The following is a 19,043-nucleotide window of genomic DNA, read 5'->3' as shown; positions in this document are numbered from 1 at the left end:
GCCAACGGGGCTGCATAAGCAGGTAAATATATCGATTAAAGGGGATAACGCGGCTAGACAACCGCTCTGCCGCAAGGGAGTGAAGGAGCCAGGTATTGGAGAGAGGTGTGGGCAACGTATTAGACATCACCTTGCAAACGTGACATTAGGCTCTGTACGAAAACTGCCTTCGCTCGCCGACTTTTCGTACAAAGCCTAGCCCGCAGGACGCGGCTCTACTTGGCGACTCTGCTTAGCGACTCTGGCCTAACCATTTTACCGGCTCTCAAAGGGCGGAATGGTGAGCTTCCTCAAGTGAGTTTTCGGTCAGTATAACTAGCGCGCCGGTAATCAGCGCCTGCATACCTTGCGCTAGATCAATCTCCATTTCCGCCTCTTCTTCAGCACGATCTACCGCGTCATCAGGCGCCTGTCCTATCACCGAGTAAATCGTGTCTGCCACGGCAAAACAGTGAAAGGCGACCGTCGCAAGCAGCCAACGCGCCTGGGCCTGGGAAATCTCATAGACCTCCGCAATATGCGCTTGGTGCGCATGGATTTTTTCAATCATGGGCTGGGTCGCCGCCAAGCGACGGATTACGTAGGGCGTTAGGCCTGGGTGCGCTTTGACAAACTCGGCTATCGACATGGCAAAGGTGAACAGATACGCCTGAAGCGCTTGGGATTCCTCTCGACGAGCGCGCGGAATGCTCCAGCGTCGAAAAATCTCTTCGGCCACCAACCTCTTCAGCGCCTTGAGATTCGTCACGTGCTTATACAGCGCCATATGGCTGATGCCTAGCGCGCTGGCCACCCCAACAAAGGTGATGTTGGGCAGACCGATTTCGATACCCGCATTGGCAATACGCTCAAGCGTGATGGTAGGCGGCCGCCCGCGTGCTTTAACTGGCTGTTGCGTTGTCATATTGCATCCTTGATCGCTGACGTCCCCTATCTAGCCACTCACTCACCTTAGGGTCAATTAGTTGATTGACATGCAATTATATTAATTAGTTTATTGCCATGAAACTAATTATCTATTAGCCTAACTAAACGCGACTAATTCTCGTTACAGATTGCTGCTATGCAGGTTCGATAACCCCCTATGGCCGAGTACTAACGCTTCATGAGCACGCACGATACATCGAAATCCCAAGGTAAGAGCCCCATCAGCCAAGTGCTGGCCCCTATACGCACACGGCTTTTTGCCGCGGCAATGCTGGCGGGCATCGGCACGATATTAACGATGGTGCCGCTTGCCGGTATGGCACATATCGCCAAGATTCCTGTGTCTGACCCAGGCGCCGCCTGGACGTTATCAACCGCCAGCATGCGTGAAATCGGCTGGGTGGTAGCCGCCAGCGTCGCGAGCCTTTTCGTCGGCATGGGGTGCATGTTCCTGGGCGAGCTGGTCGCGCATCTGGCGGATAACCAACTCACCTACCAGTTACGCTTGGCTGTTATGCGGCGCTTGTCCCAAGCACCGCTTGGCTGGTTTACCAGCCGTGCATCCGGCGATGTAAAACAGGCGATGCAAGACGATATTGCGACGCTGCACAGCCTGACCGCGCACTTTTACACGGCGGTAGGACGCGTGCTTGGCGCCTTACTGATCTCGGTGATCTACCTGCTCGCGCTGGATTGGAAAATCGCCGTGATTACGTTACTGCCGCTGCCCGGTTTCTTTCTTTTCCTGCGCCGGCTGATGCAAGCCGGCAAAGCCAATATGGGTGAGTTTATTGCCCAGCTTGAGCGCATGAATAACGCCATCAATGAATTTGTCTGTGGCATTCCCGTCGTCAAGGCCTTCGGTACCACCGGACAAGCCTATCGTGGCTACCAAGCCGCCGTGGATAGTTTTGCTCATGCCTTTGAGCAATTTACCCGCCCTCTGGTCGCTTCTATGGCGCATGTCCATGCGATGGTGACAACGGGGACGATATTGGGTCTGACGCTCACGTTTGGCATATTTTGCGTCGCCAATGGCTGGTCAGAACCGGTCGATCTGGTGCCCTTCATTCTGGTAGCACCCGGCATCTGCGCTCCGTTACTGCTACTGCATACTTTGCTGCACGACTTAGGCAGTGCCGTTGGCGCCGCCCAGCGCGTCATGGCACTGCTTGAAACGCCGGTGCTGTCATCAATCCCCCCTGATGAGCGCCAGCTCCCAAACAACCATGAAGTACGCTTTGAAAACGTCAGTTACGTCTATGACAACGCTCAAAACGGGCTATCTAACCTTCACTTTACGCTTGCACCTGGCAGCGTGACGGCAATTGTTGGCCCATCTGGTGCGGGCAAGTCCACCCTGGCACGGCTGATGCTGCGCTTTTTTGACCCCACCCATGGGCGCATTACGTTAGGCGGGGTGGATCTGCGCCATCTTGAGATGTCAACGCTCTACCAGCGTATTGGTTTTGTTCTGCAAGACGTGCGTCTTATCCATGCCAGCATTGGTGACAACATTGCGTTGGGCCGACCTTCGGCCAGCCAACAGGAAATCGAGGATGCCGCTCGCGCGGCGAATATTCACGAACGTATTGCAGCGCTCCCTCAAGGCTATCGCTCGATTGTTGGCGAGGATATTCAACTGTCAGGTGGCGAGCAGCAGCGTGTCAGTATCGCCCGCGCCATATTACTTGATCCGCCTCTATTGGTGCTGGACGAGGCGACAGCAGCCGTTGACGCCAGCAACGAACTGGCCATTCAGCAGGCACTTTCGCGTTTAACCCAGGGGCGCACGCTTGTGATTATTTCGCATCACCTAAATTCGATTATGCACGCCGACCACATTCTGGTACTCGATGACGGCAAGGTCGCTGAGCAAGGCGATCACGACCAACTGCTAGCCAGCAAGGGTCTTTATGCTCGCCTTTGGGCACTGGAAGAGATAACAAACTCACTGGAATCGAAGGTGGCAGCGTGCTGAAAATGCTCAATCAACTGCTTGGCGACGACACCGCGCTTTTACGTCGCTATCTCGGGCTGGCCATTGTCTATGGTGTGCTAAGCGGTCTGACCATCTTGGCCCTTATTCCGCTTCTCAATTACCTCCTGATCGGCCAACTCAGCGTGGCCACCGCATGGCTGGCAGCGCTGCTTTTCGGCATCCTGGTCTGTTGGGGCGTGCGATGGCACGTGGAGCAGGCAGGCGTCCGTGTCGGCGTCGCCATCTTGCAGTCGGGTCGCCATCGCCTTGGCGAACACGTCGCGCACCTGCCGGTCGGCTGGTTTACCGCGACGAACACCGCGCGACTTAGCCATGCCACCACGCAGGGTATGATGGCGGTGGCTCAGCTTCCTGCCCACGTCTTTACACCGGTAATCAGCGGGCTTGTCACGCCTATCGTCCTGCTTGCCGCGCTGTTGGTGTTGCATACACCGCTGGGCATTGCAGCGCTGGTCGCACTGCCGCTGCTGTTGGGGGTTTTATTACTCACCGCTAAGCTTGCCCGGCATGCCGACAGAGCCTTCCAGCAACACTTTGCCGATACCAGTCAGCGCATGGTTGAGTTCGCCAGTGCCCAGGCCGTCTTACGCGCCTTTAGTGGCAACAACCACAGCACGCGCTTCTTGGAACAGGCCATGCAACAACAGCAGCGTTCGGGAACCAGGCTGGCTTGCCTCTCGGCACTTTCGGCGCTGCTCAATGCCTGGGCAGTACAGACAGTCTTTGCCGTACTGCTGATCGTCACGACCCTGTGGATCAATACGCTTCTAGAAGGATCGCTGACGGCAGCGAGCATCATCAGTGTCATCATTGCGCTGGTACTGGTAAGCCGGTTCGTCGAGCCGCTGCTGGATGTCGCTCAACATAGCGACATTTTGCGCAGTGCAAGAGGGCAACTCGAAGAGATCCAGTCGATTTTCGACGCGCCCCCCTTAGCCGAGCCCACCGCCCCTCAGCCGCCGCGTGACGCCTCCATCGAATTGAGAGCTGTCCGCTTTCGCTATGCGCCGCATGAGCCCGATGTGCTCAACGGGGTTAGCCTATCTATCACGCCCGGTAGCATGACCGCATTGATCGGCGAGTCAGGTTCAGGCAAGACCACCCTGGCACGACTGGTAGCGCGGTTTTTCGATGCAGATCACGGTAGTGTGCTCGTCGGCGGCGTAGACGTGCGCGATATGTCGAGCACCCAGCTGGCGAACCAAGTCAGTCAGATCTTTCAGGAGAGCTACCTGTTTGCTGGCAGCATTGCTGACAATATTCGCTTTGGATGCCCCGAAGCCAGCGATGCCGCACTGATGGAAGCCGCGCGTCTAGCCGGTGTCATCGAGATCGTCGAACGCCTGCCCCAAGGATTGGACACCCCGGTGGGCGAAGCAGGCACCCGCCTTTCCGGCGGCGAGCGGCAGCGTATCGCCATCGCCCGTGCCCTCATTAAGAATGCGCCCATTCTGCTGGTGGATGAAGCGACAGCCGCACTGGATGCGGAAAATCAGGCCATCATTACCCAGGCGCTGGTGCGACTGAGAGGCCAACGTACGCTCTTGGTGATCGCCCACCAACTCTCTACTGTGAGCATGGCTGACCAGATCATCGTGCTAGATGAGGGGCGTATCATTGAGCAAGGCGCGCCCGATGAACTGCTCGCTCAGCAGGGGCGATACGCCACGTTCCTTGGCCAACGCCAAACCGCCAAAGGATGGCGCATCACCCCGGATAAAACGCGAGAAACCTCACAGTGATGCGCGTGTATTTGCCTCTCCTGTTTGTATTGCTGTGCGGGATATCATTACTGGTCGGCGCGCGGCAGATAAGCGGTTACCAACTCATCACCCTGTCGGATGATGCTTGGTTGACGCTGATGGCCAGCCGGCTGCCACGCCTGATTACGGTGTCATTGACCGGAGTGGGCCTCGCGATTTGCGGTGTGATTCTGCAGCATATCGTGCGCAATAAGTTCGTGGAGCCCGCCACCTCGGGTGGGCTTGATGCCGCCAAACTGGGCATTCTCGTATCGCTGCCACTAATGCCTACGGCTGGCGTTGGATCACGAATGCTTGCCGCCCTGCTCTTCTGCTTCGCTGCGAATGTTATCTTTATCGCTATCGTTCGCCGCATCAAGTTCATCAACACGGTGCTGATTCCCGTCATCGGTTTGATGTACGGCGGCGTACTAAGCGCCCTCGCCGAGTTCTACGCCTACCGCCATAACATCCTGCAAAGCATGCAGGGCTGGCTGCTGGGAGATTTTTCGAAGATCGTCCAGGGTCATTACGAAATTATCTACCTTATTCTGCCGGTCGTTATACTCGCCTACGTCTACGCTCATCGCTTCACGGTACTGGGCATGGGCGAAGAGATGGCGACGAGTTTAGGCGTGAACTATCTCGTCACCTCTGCCATTGGACTGATGCTGGTGGCCATTACTGTCTCGGTCACGGTCATCGCCGTGGGTGCCATCCCCTTTGTCGGATTAGTGATTCCCAATCTGGTGGCGCTGTACTACGGCGATAACCTGGCTCGCACTCTACCCGCCGTAGCACTGTCGGGGGCAACCCTGCTGCTGGCCTGCGACATTGCGGGACGCCTGCTGATCTATCCCTTTGAAGTGCCCATCGGCTTAACGTCGGCTTGTGTCGGAGGAGTGCTGTTTCTGATCCTGATTGTCAGGAGGGCACAGTGATGACTATCAAAGCTAGCCACACCGTTTGGGCGGCAGTGATCGCTCTTGCGCTCGCTTTTGTCTTCGTACGCTCCGGTTTCGACTTCGAGTATGTGATCCCGAAACGACTTGAACGCTTGGCCACCATGGTGATCGGTGGCATCTGTGTCGCCTGGTCCGCCATTACGTTTCAGAGCCTTACCGGTAACCGGATATTAACGCCTGCCATCATGGGCTATGAGGCCGTCTATCTGCTGTTTCAGACCTTGTTGATGCTGATGCTGGGCACTCACAGCCTGATGGTACTCGGCGAGCACGGCAACGCCGCACTCTCGATCCTGCTGATGCTTGGCTACTCCTGGACGCTGCATCGCTGGCTGTTTAGAGACGACAGAGACAATGTCTATTTCCTGCTGTTGGTAGGACTGGTACTGACAATGGTCATTACCACGTTCACCCAGTTCGTTCAGCTTAAGATGAGCCCAGGTGAGTTTTCCATTCTGATGGGTTACAGCCAAGCCACTTTCGGTAACGCCAACGCCACACAACTGCTCTACGCCACGCTGATCGTGGCCACGATTTGCCTGGTGGGCCTGAAAAGCCTCCCAATGCTCGATGTGCTCTTGCTGGGCAGAGAGCAGGCCATATCGCTTGGCATCGATTATCGACGCTGCGTGCAGCGCCAGCTCTTTCTGATCGCCGCGCTGGTGGCTGTATCGACCAGCTTGCTTGGCCCTACGGCGTTCATGGGCATTTTCGTGGCCAATACCGCCTATGCGCTTGCCGGGACTTACCGTCATCGGGTCACGCTGCCGTTGGGTTGTGCCATCGCCATTGCCCTTTTCATCCTCGCCCAACTGCTGGTCGAACATCTCTTCAACTACACAACCACCGTCGGCATCCTCGTCAACCTTGTGTGTGGGGCTTACTTCCTTTCGCTGATGGTGCGTAAGCGGGGCGCAGCATGATCACGGTTCAAGACCTTCATAAAACCTACGGCGACCGTTCGGTGCTATCGGCGGTCAATCTCTGCTTTCCATCAGGACAGTTAACGTCCTTGGTGGGCCCTAATGGTGCGGGCAAGACGACGCTGCTGATGATGCTCGCGAGACTGCTTAAGCCCACTCGTGGGGATATTCGACTCGACGGCTCCCAGGTAACGCGCATTCCCATCAGTGAGTATGCCAAGCAGGTGGCCACACTGCGCCAGACGCCTGAGTTCAATCTACGCCTGACCGTCGAGGAGTTGGTGGCCTTTGGCCGCTTTCCCTATAGCCGTGGCACGCTCACTCGGCATGACCATCGTGTGATTGACGACGCCCTGTCGTTTCTATCGCTGACGACACTACGCGGTGCTTATCTGCATGAGCTCAGCGGCGGCCAGCGCCAGATGGCGTTCCTGGCCATGACCATTGCACAGCAGACCGATTACCTACTGCTCGACGAGCCACTGAATAACCTCGATATCAAACATGCCGTTCAGATCATGCAGGCGCTTCGCCGCCTCTGCGATGAGCATGGACGAACGGTCATCCTGGTCGTTCATGACATCAACTTCGCCGCCAACTATTCCGATTACATCGTCGCCATGAAGGACGGGGCCGTGCACTGCGATGGCAACGTCTCCGATGTCATCACCGAACGGCGCTTGAGTGAGCTTTACGGCCTGAAGTTCGACATCGCCCATAACGAACGCGGCTATCTATGTAATTACTTCAAGCCCTCAGGAAACCTGGAATGAAACAATCTCTCAACAACCGCTTGGCACGCTTTCTCCCACTCGCCTTGGTGGCGTTGCTACAAGGGTGCGATCAACCCTCAGCCAATGACATGCCCGCACAGGAGGCCATGACACCGCTCACGATTCACCACGCGCTGGGCAGCACTGTGATCAATCACCGTCCACAACGGGTAGCGGCATTGGACATGAATGAAGTCGACTTTCTGGATCAGTTGGACGTTCCGGTGGTGGGCATGCCAAAGGACTTTATTCCCCATTTTCTGGAGAAGTACCGGGACGACCCGACGATTGAAGACCTGGGCGCTATCGTACGCCCTAACCTTGAGCGAGTGCATCGAGCTAACCCTGACCTCATTCTTATGACGTCATTACAGGCCAACGATTATGACGAGCTGACGCAGATCGCCCCCACGCTGCACTTCGACGTGGATTACCGCAACAGCCAGACCAACCACATTGACGTTGTCATGGATCATCTCATGGATCTTGGGCAGATCTTTGGTAAACAGGCGTTGGCCCGTCAGCGAGTTGCCGAGCTGGCTCATACCGTCGAGGAAGTCAGACGTGTTACCCAGGGCCGCCCTGAGAAAGCCCTTATCCTGCTGCACAATAATGGTGCCTTCCACTCCTTTGGCATGCAGTCACGCTACGGCTTCATCTTCACCGAACTAGGCGTTGCACCCGCCGCACCTGACATTGATACCGGCCTGCACGGCCAGCCGGTCTCTAGCGAATTCATCCAGCAGGCTAACCCCGACATCATCTATGTCGTAGATCGTACTGCCGTGATGGAGCACCGGCCCACCATGAGTGCCGACAGCCTGGCAAACCCCCTGTTACGCCAAACTAACGCCTGGCGAAAGGACCGGGTGGTCTTTGTCGACCCCGAAGCCTGGTATGTCACCGCAGCCAGCGTCAGCTCTCTGGCGATCATCGCGGATGACATTATCGACGGATACCGGAACTAGCGGCTCGTCGTCCCAGAGCACCTAAAAAAAACGTTTTCATCGACTGCTTCATTGAGCCTTTTAACAGTTGCTCAATTGAAGCGGTGTAGTTCCTCTGTCTTTAAAAATGGAGATCGACATGCCCTTACGTTGCCACCACCGCCCCCTACAGCCGACGAGAGCGCCACATTGCGCCTCTTGCTCAAGCCCTTTATCGCTCGTCAGGAGCGCCTTTCCGCTGGCGCTGAGCGCGAGTGCTGCCATGCTGCTTTCCTCACAAGCTCTAGCACAGGCCCAGGAGACCGAGACCCGCAGTAGTACTGCCCTAGCCCCTATCACCGTACACGGAGAAGCGACATCCGTTAACGATACGTATTCCGGCGGCCAAGTCACCTACAGCAATAGGGCTGGTTTTCTGGGTAATAAAGACTTTATGGAGACGCCTTTCAATACCATCAGCTATACGGACCGCTTCATCCAGGATCAACAAGCTCAGAATATTACCGATGTGATTGCAGCGACTGATCCGAGTGTCTTCAGCAACGGCGTCACCAGTGCCTGGAGCGAAACCTACTCGATCCGTGGTTTTGACGTCAGCACACGTGACGTAACGTTCGGCGGTCTGGCCGGTATGGCCCCTTACTACCGCACGTCCCCAGAAATGTTCGAGCGCATCGAGGTGCTCAAGGGGCCTTCGGCACTACTCAGCGGGATGCCACCAGGTGGCTCCGTTGGTGGAGCCATTAACCTGGTTCCCAAGCGGGCTGGCGATGAACCGCTGACGCGTTTCACCACCACGTATATGTCCGACGCTCAGCTTGGCGGGCACCTTGATGTCGGCCGACGCCTGGGTGACGATCAGCAGTTTGGCGTTCGCTTTAACGGCGTATACCGCGACGGCGAGGGTGCTGTGGACAACCAGAAACCAAGGGTTCAAATGGGCTCTCTAGGGCTGGACTGGCGCGGTGAGCAAGCTCGACTGTCAGCTGACTTGTACAGTGCTGACGACCATATTGATGGCCCCGCTCGAGGTATCAACCTGGCCCCAGGCCTGGCAGTTCCAACGCCTCCCGACTCCGATACATTGATCAATCCGGACTGGGCCTTTGCCGACACACGAGACAAGGGCGCCATATTGCGTGGCGAATTCGACTTTACCGACGAGATCATGGGGTACGCGTCAATGGGTCGAAGCGAAACGAACTACACCTACAACGGTGCCATGTTAGCCCAGGTGCTTGATGATCAAGGCAACTATCGCACAAGCATTGGTCAGCTCGCCTTCGATGTCGAGAAAACATCGGCGGAAGTTGGGCTTCGCGGCCATTTCCAGACCGGCGCCGTCAGCCACGCAATTAGCGTCAATGCCACCCATTACGAGCATGAGCAGCACGACTACGGCCGCAGAATTGTCCCCGGTGCGGACTGGGTCACCAACCTATACGATCCGCAGTGGGGCGCCGCTGCCGAATTCATCACGCCGCACATCATGCATACAGAGCTACGCTTAAACAGCTACGGCTTGGCAGACACGCTCTCGTTTGCCGATGATCGTATACAACTGACGCTCGGCGCCCGACGCCAGGAGGTAGTGAGCGATGCCTACAGCGTGGCAACCGGCGAACGTATCTCCCGCTATGATGAAAGCGCGGTCACCCCCGCCGCAGCACTACTCTTCAGAGCCACCGACCAGGTATCGCTCTACGCCAACTATATTGAGGGACTCAGTCAGGGGGCCACAGCACCTATGAGTGCCGCTAACGCGGGTGAGGTGTTTGAGCCTTACACGACTAAACAGAACGAGGTTGGCGTGAAGCTTGATCTGGGTGATTTTTCACACACGCTTAGCCTGTATGAAATAAAGCGGCCCAGCAGCTACACCGATCTGGTCACCAATACCTTCTCGGTTGGGGGCGAGCAGCGGAACCGTGGAGTAGAGTGGAGCTTCTTCGGCACTCCTATCAGCAACCTGCGCCTGATGGGTGGCATCGCCTATGTCGATCCTGAAATCACCCGCGCCGCGAGCGATGAAGAGCAAGGTAATCAGGCAACCGGCGTACCGAACCTGCAAGCCAAGCTAGGCACTGAATGGGATCTGCGCGCAGCACCAGGGCTGACACTGACCGCTAATGCCACCGCAATGTCAGAGCAGTACATTAATAGTGACAACTCCCTATCAGTCCCCGGACACACTATTTATGACGTTGGCGCACGCTACGCCTCTAACCTTTCCGGCTATCCACTCACACTGCGTGCCACTGTTAACAATGTGACCGATAAAACGTACTGGGCAATGCCTCAACTCTCAAGCCTCGCATTAGGCGCCCCCCGCACCTTTATGTTTTCGGCCTCACTGGACTTCTAGACAGCTTTAACAAGCGATGCTGATGCCATAACAGCTACTGTTGTCCACTACTGATTTTCACTGCTGTTTTTCACTACTAACCTCGTAAAACATCCCCCCTACGCCCGTCGAGCGGGCGTAGGGGGATAACTTCAACCGTCATTGTGCCCCATGACGCAGGTGCACTGCAGGCAACTCCGAACCCGGCCCAATAGTTCCCTACCTGGCAATGGTTATCACAACGTGGCAATTGACCGCACAACTGTCACTCTCTCATCAGCTAAAATCCTAGAATCTATATAAAAAACACAACACGGCCAACAAAGCGTATCGAGTAAATGTATTTATCACGTTCAGTAGGGACTCTTTGGTATCGCATGGCGCTTTTTATGGCGTTTGTGGCGATGCATCTCCTATTGGGCGGGCCGCTGATTTCGCAGTACCAAGCCGGTGGTCAACATCACGCTAATCACGGCACTCACCACCCACCTAGCCACCCATCTAGTCACCATGGCGGGGGCCATCATCAACACGCGGCGCCGCAAGCAAGCACTGACCACCACCATCATGCGGGCCAGGCTGAAACAGTAGAGCCAATATTTAACTGGTTTCATCAGTGTGGCTACTGCGCTGTCTGGCAGCAGTTTCCGACCACCCAAGCCTTGCTTCCCGCGATCGGCCAGCAAGCGTTCATCACCCATGAACGACTGCTGTCGCAACCGGCTCAGGGCACGCAGTCCTGTGATACCTACCCTCACGCACTTACTCGCGCACCGCCGTTCTCGCAACCTGTATAGCCCATTTCTCTTCGTCCTATCAGCCTAAAGATCGCTTTTGGCTGACGGCTGCTTATGCAAATTCAATTGGCGCTTAGCGAAACAAGCTAACGCGTCAGGAAACGATGATGTCGACGACTACCTCTTCCCCACAGGCTGGGCGCAAAGCCTCATTAGACCTGTACCGCGCCGTCTGGCGCTGGCATTTTTATGCCGGTCTTTTAGTGTTGCCCTTTATGATTATCCTGGCGATCACCGGCGGGCTATATCTTTTCAAAGACGAACTGGATGCACTGATACACGCTGACGTGAAGCGCGTGGCCGTTCAAGAGGCGACGCTCCCTCCCTCTTCGCTGGTAAGTGCGGCCCTGACAGCACACCCCGGCACCGCTGTAAAATTCACTGATCCCGCGACGCCGGAAAGCTCGGCAGAAATCACGGTTAATACAACCGCGGGCGAGCGATTAGCGGTTTACGTCGACCCGTATACTGCCCATGTGCTGGGTGCGCTGGATGATCGCGGCACGGTAATGTGGACCGTTCGCTATTTGCACAGTTTGAAATACTTTGGCCCTACGGCGCGCAAACTGATTGAAATAGCCGGCGGCTGGTCAATTCTGCTGGTGCTCACCGGCATTTACCTTTGGTGGCCACGGCGTAAAGGCGCGGGCGGTGTGATTAGCGTGCGCGGCAAGCCCCAAAAACGCGTGTTCTGGCGCGATCTGCATGCCGTGCTGGGTATTTTTGTGGGCGGGTTTATCGTCTTTCTAGCCATTACCGGCATGCCCTGGTCAGGCGTATGGGGCGCGCAGGTTAATCAGTGGGCTAACGGTAACAATTTCGGCTATCCAGCCGGTGTACGGGTGGAAGTGCCCATGTCCGAGGCACGTTTAAACGAGCAAAGTCTGACGAGCTGGTCACTCGAACAGGCACAAATTCCAACATCCACGCACTGGCCAAGCCAGACAACGAGCATTGGCCTTGACGGTGCTGTCACCATCTTCGATGAATTGGGATTGCATCACGGCTATGCGGTCAGCCTGCCGGCCACGGAAACCGGGGTGTACTCCGGCTCGGTCTACCCCAATGATCTTAGCCAACAGCGCGTAGTGCATCTGGACCAGTACACTGGCGAGCGCTTGATCGACATGAGCTACGCCGACTACGGGCCCATGGGTCGCTGGCTGGAATTTGGCATTAACGTGCATATGGGCCAGCAGTTTGGGTTATTTAATCAGCTGCTGTTTCTGGCCGTCTGTATGGCGATTATCTTGCTGGCGGTATCGGCTGGCGTGATGTGGTGGAAGCGCCGTCCCTCGCGCGCGATGGGCGTACCGCCACTACCGGCTGATAAACGCGTTTTCCGGGGGTTGATTGCCATTTTGGCAATCGGTGGTCTGCTATTTCCGCTTGTCGGCGCGTCGCTGATCGTTATGCTGCTGCTTGATTGGCTAATTGTGCGTCCAAGACAGGAAAAACGACTAGGCTAAGCTCAATAACGCTCCGGCCCTTATGCTATCACTAGCATAAGGGCCGGAAGGTATTTCAACATGTGCCTTAGCAACCACGTCTGGCGTGGTTAAAAACGCATTATCAGGAGCCTGAAGCCAAGTTCTTAAGGTCAGCAACAATAGACGTCATCGAATCACTGTCGCGGATCATGAATTTTGCTTTACCGTGGCGATCAAACGCAAAAACGGCGCTGGAGTGAGTGACCTCATAGTTGCCGTGCTCATCCTTTTCGCCGTATTCGTAGGCAATACGATATCGGTTAGCGACCGCGTCTATATCCGCTCTGTCGCCGGTCAGGCCGATAAACTCGGGCCCAAACGCATCGGTATATGTTTGCAGCACGCTGGGCGTGTCACGCTCAGGATCAACCGAAATAAACAACACCTGTAGATTGTCCCGATCACCCTCCTCCAATTGCCGTATGGCTGATGCAACGGTTGCTAGCATGATAGGGCAAACATCAGGGCAGTTCGTAAAGCCAAAGTAAACCAGCGTGGCTTTATCGGCATAGGCTGTTTCATCGACGGCCTCGCTATCTTCATTGACTAAATCAAAATCAAGTTCCGGCAGCATGTCGGAGACGTCGTTAGTGCGCCAACTTTCGTCGCTACATCCTACTAGCAACAATAGCCCGATAAACAAACATAGCCTTTTAATCATCGCTAAACATCCATCACAAGAACTGTCTTACATTGATCCGGGAGCAACGACGGTGAAGGTAACCGGCAGCTCTGGCTGATTTTCAAAGTGAAGCAGCACATCCACTTCATCGCCTTGCTCCAACGGTTCAGCTCTGTGCATGAACATAAGATGATAACCTTTGGGAGCAAAGGCAAAACTCTCACCAGGCGCGACGTCGACTTTTTCAACAGACTCCATGCGCGCCATATCATTTTCAGTGGTGCTAACGTGCATTTCGGTCATATGAAATGCAGCGCTTTCTGCGCCCACCAAGGTGAGCGGTTCATCACTTGTATTGGTAATATTAAAGTAGCCAGCACCAGGTGAGTCGCCGGGCAATAGACTCAGCCTCGCGTCGGTGACTTCAGGTTCAGCAGCCTGCACGCTGCCTGCCGACAGCGCTAACGCTAAGAGTCCCCAGACTGCTTTAGTACGCATGTTTAGCATTTTAACTTCCCCTTATTGTTAACGTTAAGTTGTGGACAGCAAGGTATTAACCGCCTGATTAGACACTCATTGACAACTCAGCAGACGCCGTCATGGTCTAACCAAGCGTTAGTCAATAAGCGCTATTAACACAGAGAGCCAAGGCTACAGTTCGACTTATATCGACGCGAATTAATATCGAGCACGAGGTCGTGGTTAGTCGTGTCATAAAAGAAGGGCGCAAAACCTTTTTCTGCTGACGGCGTTTTGTACAGGCCGCACACACCGTAACCGTAGTTAACACTCTGCAAATACTGAAGCTCCACGTCATCAGGCGTTTCAAGCGCTGTCGCCGTCGCTAATGCTCGCTGAATATCACCTTCTTGGTTTTGATCAGACATCGCCTGACTGCCAAAGATGAGCCCGCCCAAAATGACAATGGCGGTAAGGGGAATGGCGACAAGCAGTATGAAGGGACGGTTTTTACGCATAAGTGGGCTTTTTAACAGTAGTCCGCATTGAGGTTAACGTCATTGACAATGACTCTAGCGGTTGCAGGCCTATTTATCCATTGAGAGTGGCCAATTGCGCCAATCTGCCACACCCAATGGAGCGCTACTAGACTATTTCAAAGGCCTCGTTCAGCATGTTATACCGTCAAATGCTGTTTAATCAGCGCGTTAGAAAGCTCACTGATCTCGCCTTTGGCGACCGGCCGACCGCGGTCCATGATCACGAAACGGTCGGCGTACTTGCGGGCGAAGGGCAGCTTCTGTTCGACCAGTAGCACCGTCAAACCATCCTCATTGATCAACTGACGAATAACCTGGCCAATTTGCGCGACGATATTGGGCTGAATGCCCTCCCCCGGCTCATCCAAAATGAGCAGTTGGGGTGCAATCACCAGCGCGCGGCCGATGGCGAGCTGCTGCTGTTGGCCACCGGAAAGGTCGCCGCCACGCCGGTGTTTCATTTCTTTCAGCACGGGGAACAGCTCGTATATCCGTTCGGGGATTTTCTTCAGCCCGTCCCGACGCGCCGCTAAGCCGGTGCGCAGGTTTTCTTCCACGGTCAGTAGCGGAAAAATCTGCCGCCCCTGGGGCACATAGCCAATTCCCAGTCGCGAACGCGCTTCCACGGCTTTTTGGGTTAGTTCGATCTCACCCGCCTCTCCGCGTGTGTAGCGTAACGCACCGCTTTTCACCGCGACTTCGCCCATCACTGCTTTCAACAACGTGGTTTTACCCACGCCGTTGCGGCCCATCACGCAAGTACACTGGCCGGCGGGCACATCAAGGTCTAAATCCCAAAGGGTGTGGCTTTCGCCATAAAACTGGTTGAGCTTTTCAATGGCTAACATCAGGCGGCCTCATCATCATCAGCACCCAAATACACTTCGATCACTTTGGGATCACTGGATACCTGATCCATGGTGCCTTCCGCCAGCACGCTGCCCTGATGCAATACGGTGACTTGGCGGGCAATCGAGCGTACAAACCCCATATCATGTTCCACGACGACCACGGACTGCTTGCCAGCAAGCCCCGTGAGCAGTTCGGCGGTGCGCTCCATCTCCTGCTCAGTCATGCCGGCGACTGGCTCGTCCACCAGCAGTAAGCGCGGGCGCTGCATTAATAGCATGCCGATCTCTAACCACTGCTTCTGGCCGTGGGAAAGGATACCCGCGGGCTGGTGGCGTAGCGCCGTCAAGCCGATAGTTTCCAGCACTTCATCGATGCGGTCTTTAATCTCACCGGTCATGCGGGCGGTGAGCGTGGGAAAAATGCGCTTATCCGCCGACATGGCAAGCTCCAGGTTTTCAAACACCGAGAGCACTTCAAACACCGTGGGCTTTTGAAACTTGCGCCCAATGCCTAAGCTTGCGATATCTGGCTCGTTCATATTAAGCAGGTTATGGCGGCTGCCAAACCAAACGCTGCCGCTATTAGGGCGCGTTTTACCGGTAATAATATCCATCATGGTGGTTTTACCTGCGCCGTTAGGGCCGATAATGCAGCGCAGCTCGCCATCATCAATAGTCAAATTGAGGTTATTGATCGCTTTAAAGCCATCGAAGCTAACGGTGACATCCTCCATATACAGGATAGGACCATGGCGCACATCCACCGGTGAATCCTGCGGCGCCATAAAGTCGAACACCCGATCACGCTGAGTTAGCGATTGCAGCAAGCTCATGCGGAAGCCTCCTTGGGCGCGGTGGGTTTGGCGCTATTATCGTCGCGCTTACGCCGCTTGATATGGCGAAACAGCCCCGCCACACCCTTGGGCAGAAATACCGTGACCAATACAAACATCGCCCCTAGCGCAAACAGCCACGCATCCGGCATGACGCCGGTAAAAAACGTTTTGGCGTAGTTGACTAAAATAGCGCCGATCACCGCGCCATAAAGCGTAGCGCGACCGCCTAGGGCCACCCACAGCACAATTTCGATAGAGAAAATGGGTGAAAACTCGCTGGGATTAATGATCCCTACCTGCGGCACATAGAGTGCCCCCGCCAAGCCTGCCAACATCGCCGACACCACAAACACAAACAGCTGAAAGCGCTCGACTCGGTAGCCAAGAAAGCGCGTACGTGCTTCGGCATCACGCGTAGCGATACTGACCCGGCCCAGTTTGCTGGTCACTATGGCACGGCACAGAATATAGCCCAGCGCCAGCGCAACCCCGGTGGCGATAAACAGGCCCAGGCGCGTATCGTTGTTGCGCAGGTTGTATCCCAGCAGCTCGCGGAAGTCGGTTAAGCCATTGTTACCGCCAAACCCCATCTCATTGCGAAAGAACGCCAGCATTAAGGCAAACGTTAACGCCTGGGTAATGATCGACAGGTAAACGCCGGTCACTCGCGAGCGAAACGCCAAGAAGCCAAACACTAACGCCAGCAGCCCGGGGGCCAAGAGCACCATGGCAAAGGCAAACCAGGCCATGTCGAAGCCCTGCCAGAACCACGGCAGGCTGTCCCAGTTTAAAAACACCATAAAGTCCGGCAGCACCGGGTGGCCGTAGGTACCCCGATCACCTATTTGGCGCATCAGGTACATGCCCATGGCGTAGCCGCCAATAGCAAAAAACGCACCGTGCCCCAGGCTCAAAATACCCAGATAGCCCCACACTAAATCTACTGCCACCGCTAGCAGCGCATAGCTTAGGTACTTGCCGAACAAATTGACCGTATACGCGCCAATATGCAGCGGGTTTTCCGGCGGTATCGCCACATGTAGCAGCGTGACTAACGCCAGCGCAGCGACCAGCACGCCTAAAAAAATCTGCGTAGAGCGCTCGCTGAACGGACGTGTTAGCCAAAAATTGGTCGATGATTCGGTCGTCAATGACATCGTTTAGCCCTCCGCAGCCCGGCCCTTCTGCGGGAAGAGTCCACGCGGGCGTTTTTGAATGAATAGGATGATAAAGACCAAGACGATAATTTTGGCCAGCACTGCGCCCGCCCAAGGTTCTAATACCTGATTAATAATCCCCAGCGAGAGGCCCGCCACCAGCGTTCCCCACAGATTGCCGACGCCGCCAAACACCACCACCATAAAGGAGTCGATGATGTAGTTTTGCCCCAGGTTAGGGCCGACGTTGGTCAACTGGGAAAGCGCGACACCTGCCAAACCGGCCACGCCCGAACCCAGTGCGAAGGTCATAATATCGACACGGGTAGCGCGAATGCCCATCGAGCGGGCCATGGCCCTATTTTGCGTCACGGCGCGCACATCAAGCCCTAGCCGTGTGCGGCGCATAATCAGCATCAGCGCCGCAAACACCACCAGCGCAAAACCGAGCACCACCATACGGTTAAGCGTGAGAGACAGCGCATCATTGATCACTAAAGAGCCGCTCATCCACTCAGGGGTAATCACCGTACGGTTAAGCGGTGAAATAACGGTGCGCACCAGTTGCTGTAGAATCAAGCTGATACCGAAGGTCGCCAGCAAGGTTTCCAGCGGGCGGCCTTTTAAAAACTGAATAACGCCGCGCTCGATGGCAATACCCGCCAGCGCTGCGACCATAAAGCCCGCAGGAATAGCAAGAATCAGCGCCAGCCCCGGCTGGCCGGGCAGCAGCTGCTGCATTCCCCAGGTGGTATAAGCGCCCAGCATCATCAGCTCACCGTGGGCCATATTGATCACGCCCATGACGCCAAAGGTAATCGCCAGGCCTATCGCTGCCAGCACTAGTACCGAGCCGAGACTTAAACCGAAGTAGAGCGTTTCCAAGCCACGATTAATCTTGAGATTTTGTTCAATGCTGCCCAAAGCGCTCGCCGCTGCGTCTGCCACAATGGGGTCATCTCCGTTCACGGCGCGGCTTAGCGCGACTCGGGCGCGAGGATGCAGACTGCCACGCAGCGCTTCAACGCCCGCCAGCTCACCGCTTTCCACTTGGTAGATCGCTAACGCTTGGGAAAGCCTGCGGACAACCTGGCTATCCTGCTCGCCGGCAATCAGCTCACTGAGCGGCTCGGCCAGCGTTTCATCCACTTCGCCCAATAGCCGTTCTGCCGAGTGGCGACGACGCTCAATGTTAGGCGAGTAAAGGTCAACCACGGCGATGGCGCTACGCAGCTGATTGCGCAGCGCGTTATTTATGCCGATACGATCTAAGTCGCGGCGCGACATCTGGCCCAGCGCTTCGCCCGTTAGTACATCGGCAACCGGCCACTCGCGGCCGCTGTTGTCGAGCACCAGCACTATTCTGCCATCGTCGGTACTCTGTAAGCGGCCATCCAATAGCGCCTGCAGCCAATCGCGGGCGCGCTCATCATCGCTTTGCAAAATAGCGGTGATGGCGTCGCCTTTAGCGCTATATGATTTAACGTTCAGCGCTTCTAGCAGCTCAAGGGCGGCGGCGTCAGCGTTAGCTGTAGAACTCGTTTGGGCTTGCGAGGTGACTGTGATGCTCAACAACAGCAGGCACAGTAGCCCTAAGGAAAGGAAACGCCTCATGGGGTTCTTCCTTTGGTTATCGGAGAGGGAAAAGTAGCGTGCTCCTCTACGCCTC

At 55.7% G+C, this 19,043-nt stretch carries 17 protein-coding genes; 9 read left to right on the top strand and 8 right to left on the bottom strand.

Annotated features, from left to right (window positions below):
- Nucleotides 1–265: 265 nt before the first annotated feature.
- Nucleotides 266–904, bottom strand: a complete 639-nt coding sequence (locus CIK78_RS03515; RefSeq protein WP_096277272.1) for a TetR/AcrR family transcriptional regulator — start codon at nt 902–904, stop codon at nt 266–268.
- A gap of 201 nt (nt 905–1,105) precedes the next feature.
- Between CIK78_RS03515 and CIK78_RS03510 the strand changes: the two genes are divergently transcribed.
- The 9 genes from CIK78_RS03510 to CIK78_RS03470 all read left to right on the top strand — a co-directional run bounded on the left by CIK78_RS03510 (nt 1,106) and on the right by CIK78_RS03470 (nt 12,889).
- A complete protein-coding gene (locus CIK78_RS03510) occupies nt 1,106–2,908 on the top strand; it encodes an ABC transporter ATP-binding protein (RefSeq protein WP_096277270.1) in 1,803 nt (600 codons plus the stop codon).
- A gap of 2 nt (nt 2,909–2,910) precedes the next feature.
- Nucleotides 2,911–4,671: an ABC transporter ATP-binding protein gene (locus CIK78_RS03505; RefSeq protein ID WP_225734247.1), complete on the top strand. Its 1,761-nt coding sequence runs from the start codon at nt 2,911–2,913 to the stop codon at nt 4,669–4,671.
- Nucleotides 4,671–5,612, top strand: coding sequence for an iron chelate uptake ABC transporter family permease subunit (locus CIK78_RS03500; protein WP_096277266.1), 942 nt, complete (start codon nt 4,671–4,673; stop codon nt 5,610–5,612). The genes CIK78_RS03505 and CIK78_RS03500 overlap by 1 nt, the downstream gene beginning before the upstream one ends.
- Complete coding sequence (locus tag CIK78_RS03495; protein ID WP_096277264.1) at nt 5,612–6,559, top strand: iron chelate uptake ABC transporter family permease subunit; 948 nt, start codon at nt 5,612–5,614, stop codon at nt 6,557–6,559. The genes CIK78_RS03500 and CIK78_RS03495 overlap by 1 nt, the downstream gene beginning before the upstream one ends.
- Nucleotides 6,556–7,332: an ATP-binding cassette domain-containing protein gene (locus tag CIK78_RS03490; RefSeq protein WP_096277262.1), complete on the top strand. Its 777-nt coding sequence runs from the start codon at nt 6,556–6,558 to the stop codon at nt 7,330–7,332. Before CIK78_RS03495 ends, CIK78_RS03490 begins: the two co-directional genes overlap by 4 nt.
- Nucleotides 7,329–8,300 carry a siderophore ABC transporter substrate-binding protein gene (locus tag CIK78_RS03485; protein WP_096277260.1) on the top strand — a complete coding sequence of 324 codons (972 nt, stop codon included), beginning with the start codon at nt 7,329–7,331 and terminating at the stop codon, nt 8,298–8,300. Before CIK78_RS03490 ends, CIK78_RS03485 begins: the two co-directional genes overlap by 4 nt.
- A 241-nt stretch (nt 8,301–8,541) precedes the next feature.
- Nucleotides 8,542–10,644, top strand: coding sequence for a TonB-dependent siderophore receptor (locus CIK78_RS03480; protein WP_275542730.1), 2,103 nt, complete (start codon nt 8,542–8,544; stop codon nt 10,642–10,644).
- Nucleotides 10,645–11,000: 356 nt separating this feature from the next.
- The gene (locus tag CIK78_RS03475; protein ID WP_141393023.1) at nt 11,001–11,420 is read left to right on the top strand and encodes a hypothetical protein; all 420 of its coding nucleotides are present in this window, start codon (nt 11,001–11,003) and stop codon (nt 11,418–11,420) included.
- Between the two features lie 107 nt (nt 11,421–11,527).
- Nucleotides 11,528–12,889: a PepSY domain-containing protein gene (locus CIK78_RS03470; protein ID WP_096277254.1), complete on the top strand. Its 1,362-nt coding sequence runs from the start codon at nt 11,528–11,530 to the stop codon at nt 12,887–12,889.
- 103 nt (nt 12,890–12,992) lie between these two features.
- Here the strand turns inward: CIK78_RS03470 and CIK78_RS03465 are convergent, their stop codons facing one another.
- From CIK78_RS03465 to urtB, 7 genes are all read right to left on the bottom strand, one after another.
- Nucleotides 12,993–13,571 (bottom strand): SCO family protein, encoded by a 579-nt coding sequence (locus CIK78_RS03465; RefSeq protein ID WP_096277252.1) that lies wholly within the window; start codon nt 13,569–13,571, stop codon nt 12,993–12,995.
- A gap of 27 nt (nt 13,572–13,598) precedes the next feature.
- Nucleotides 13,599–14,039 (bottom strand): copper chaperone PCu(A)C, encoded by a 441-nt coding sequence (locus tag CIK78_RS03460; protein WP_096277250.1) that lies wholly within the window; start codon nt 14,037–14,039, stop codon nt 13,599–13,601.
- A 125-nt stretch (nt 14,040–14,164) separates the two neighbouring features.
- Complete coding sequence (locus CIK78_RS03455) at nt 14,165–14,509, bottom strand: hypothetical protein (RefSeq protein ID WP_096277247.1); 345 nt, start codon at nt 14,507–14,509, stop codon at nt 14,165–14,167.
- Between the two features lie 158 nt (nt 14,510–14,667).
- Complete coding sequence (urtE, locus tag CIK78_RS03450; RefSeq protein WP_096277245.1) at nt 14,668–15,378, bottom strand: urea ABC transporter ATP-binding subunit UrtE; 711 nt, start codon at nt 15,376–15,378, stop codon at nt 14,668–14,670.
- Entirely contained in the window at nt 15,378–16,214 is an 837-nt protein-coding gene (urtD, locus tag CIK78_RS03445) for an urea ABC transporter ATP-binding protein UrtD (protein WP_096277243.1), read from the bottom strand. The genes urtE and urtD overlap by 1 nt, the downstream gene beginning before the upstream one ends.
- Nucleotides 16,211–17,374: an urea ABC transporter permease subunit UrtC gene (urtC, locus tag CIK78_RS03440; protein ID WP_096277241.1), complete on the bottom strand. Its 1,164-nt coding sequence runs from the start codon at nt 17,372–17,374 to the stop codon at nt 16,211–16,213. Before urtC ends, urtD begins: the two co-directional genes overlap by 4 nt.
- A gap of 3 nt (nt 17,375–17,377) precedes the next feature.
- Complete coding sequence (urtB, locus tag CIK78_RS03435) at nt 17,378–18,988, bottom strand: urea ABC transporter permease subunit UrtB (protein ID WP_096277239.1); 1,611 nt, start codon at nt 18,986–18,988, stop codon at nt 17,378–17,380.
- Between the last annotated feature and the right edge of the window lie 55 nt (nt 18,989–19,043).

The sequence above is a fragment of the Halomonas sp. JB37 genome, from assembly GCF_002332255.1.
Lineage (GTDB): Bacteria > Pseudomonadota > Gammaproteobacteria > Pseudomonadales > Halomonadaceae > Vreelandella > Vreelandella casei.
Note: the sequence above shows the minus strand (reverse complement) of the source record. Positions and strands in the feature narration are given on the sequence as shown.